Source organism: Streptomyces sp. SID3343 (assembly GCF_009865215.1).
GTDB lineage: Bacteria > Actinomycetota > Actinomycetes > Streptomycetales > Streptomycetaceae > Embleya.
Genome location: NZ_WWJX01000240.1, coordinates 1 through 2,470, shown reverse-complemented (window position 1 = coordinate 2,470; position 2,470 = coordinate 1). Strand labels below are relative to the sequence as shown.

Below are 2,470 nucleotides of genomic sequence, written 5' to 3'. Positions count from 1 at the left end.
CCCTGTGCCCGCACACAACGACGGCTTGTTCGCGAGGGCGTAGCCGACGAATTGGTGGTCGCGGCTGCGTCGCGCCAACGGATCGAGGAGGAGTGGTCGCCCGTGTCCTGGTGCGGCCTGCCGAGCAGTGCGGCGTGGTTGGCGCCGACGCGCAGGAGGCCGCGCCGTGGTTCCCCGGCCGCCGATGCGGTCGGATCACAGACGAGCCGGTGCTGTGCGATAACCGCGGCGACGAGTCGGCGCGAATCAAGGAGCATGTCCACCCGGTGGCGGCACTCGCCGTGTCCGGGAGCCGGCGCGCTTGGGCGGGTTACAGCAGCGCTCGTTTCCAATGTGTCCCGAAGTCCCCACGGGCTGCCGGGAGCACTCGCTAAGAGAACGGGTTGGTGCCGTCGCCGTGTCGGTGGATGACCGGTCCGCGGCGGCGGCTGTAGTCGACGAGCGCGACGTGTGGAGCGACGTCGTCGAGGAGGGCTGCGAGCCGGGACAGGTCGGGGCTGGTGCCGTGGAGCATCGTGCACATCTGAGCGGCATCCCCGGCGGCCCAGCGCGCGGCGCTCCGAACCCAGCGAGGCCCCGTTTGCGGGAGGGCATCAGGAATTGGGACGACACCGATCCACCGGTTGCGCTGCGCTTTCCAGACGATGACGGCCTGGACCTTGCTCCAGGGCAACTGAGTGCGCTGCTCGCCGCGGACGGTACTCGCGCGGATTACCGGCCCATCGACGTCGGCCCTGAAGAACCAGCCGCCGCGCAGCGCACTGCCGCCGATGACGAGTAGGCAACTGCCGAAGAACACCCACACCATGATGGAAAATCCGCTCCCGGGCTCGGTGAACCCGCCGGCAATCATGGCCGCCGAGAACAAAGAGAGCAGGACGCTCTCCCTGTTCCAGCCCTTGCGTAGTTCGAAGGGCGCCTCATGGTGCTGTGCCGGTGTCATAGCGAGATTCTGACCGCTCACGTGGCGGCAGCTGCAGGCGGGGCAGTCCTGTCTCCCCAACGGTGCGGTACCGCCTCGCGGCGGGCGGACCGCGCTCTTGTGGGGATCCGGTCCGGCCGGGCAAATGGGACTGGCCTGATGCTCGGAGTCCGAGGCTCCTGGGGCAAGTTGCTAAAGCCGTATGTGATCTGGGAGCGCAAGTACGCGCTTCGCACCGGCTGCGATGCCTCGCGATCCCCTTCCGTGGGTCCTCGTGGAATCTGCCCAGGCGGCCTGTTCTTCACGTTGGCGCCAGGGTTCGGTGGCCCCGATCGCGGCGGCGCCCCTGCAAGTGAGGCGTTTGCCCATCACGACGATCGCGGCCCGGTTGGCGAGTGCTTCGCTGTGGGTGGGCCGGGCTTCGTAGCCCCAGACGTTACGGCGGCCACGCATTCGTGCGCTCGACCACCCAGCACCCGGACGGGACGACGAAGCCCTTCCAGCGCTTGGGTCTGGGCATGGTCGCATCGACGACGACTACCCCTGGGCCGACACATGCCAGCGATCGGGTGGCTACATCGAGACCCAGAGGGCGACGTGCTACAGCCACTCACACCTCGGCGCGAAAGCAACGCTACCGCCGACATCCCGCCGCGCTCGTAGGGATAGTGGCTTCGGTCGACAAGGACCTGAAGCAACACCCCGAAGTCGAACTCCACTCAGAGTAGCTTCGGTTCAGCATGACGACCTACACGGCGTCCGGCGCCATAACGGAGCTCCACATCAAGTCCTGCCGACGCCATCGACGCGAACGTCAAGAGCGGGCAAGTCGTTGCAACGACACACCCTACGGCTGCCGAACCAGACCGAAGCCGAGCAATCAATCCTCCCGCGACGGTAGCGGCGGCCCCGGAGGCCGCAGCACGCACACCGGGTCGCACCCCCCACCCGAATGTGCCTGCTACCGAACACGCCGGGCGCGATGCCACCCTGGACGGCCCTCCCACCCCACGTCCGCAGACGCACCATCACCCTCCCCGACACTCCCGACGGCCTCCGGGCCGCGCTCCCCGAAGAACGCAGAGAGGAGCCCGACCGTTCATCGGACCCACCCCGCTGAGCAAGATCGCCCAGGTCACCCTCATCAAATACGCCCTGCTCAACGAGGCACACCAGAAAATCGAAAAGCAGATCACCCGCATGCGCACCAGCGACGGTTCACCTCCACCTGCGTGGGGAGTTCACCAAGACCACGACTGCCGCGAGGAGCGGGTGCGGTTCACCCTCACCTGCGTGGGGAGTTCCAGTCGCCACCCTGATTGCCGCTGTAGGTGCTCGGTTCACCCCCACCTGCGTGGGGAGTTCCCGGAGTCGGCCAGGGTGCGGGCGTACTGGATCGGTTCACCCCCACCTGCGTGGGGAGTTCTACAAGCCCTCCCAGATATCGGATCTCTTCGGCGGTTCACCCCCACCTGCGTGGGGAGTTCGACGTTCGTACGATCGTGTGAGCGCATCCGCTCGGTTCACCCCCACCTGCGTGGGGAGTTC

Annotated in this window: 1 protein-coding gene, 1 pseudogene and 1 CRISPR repeat array; the gene and the pseudogene both read right to left on the bottom strand. The window is 67.2% G+C overall.

The features are described from left to right. Positions 1–257 (bottom strand): annotated as a pseudogene (locus GT354_RS53660) (hypothetical protein); the annotation flags it as partial. A 113-nt stretch (positions 258–370) separates the two neighbouring features. Next, positions 371–943: a hypothetical protein gene (locus tag GT354_RS08565; protein WP_161355660.1), complete on the bottom strand. Its 573-nt coding sequence runs from the start codon at positions 941–943 to the stop codon at positions 371–373. A 1,193-nt stretch (positions 944–2,136) separates the two neighbouring features. After that, a CRISPR array of direct repeats spans positions 2,137–2,470; the repeat unit is 29 nt; unit sequence CGGTTCACCCCCACCTGCGTGGGGAGTTC.

Coding starts and splice junctions, on each gene's coding strand:
- GT354_RS08565 (WP_161355660.1), bottom strand. CDS start 943: ATGACACCGGCACAGCACCATGAGGCGCCCTTCGAACTACGCAAGGGC.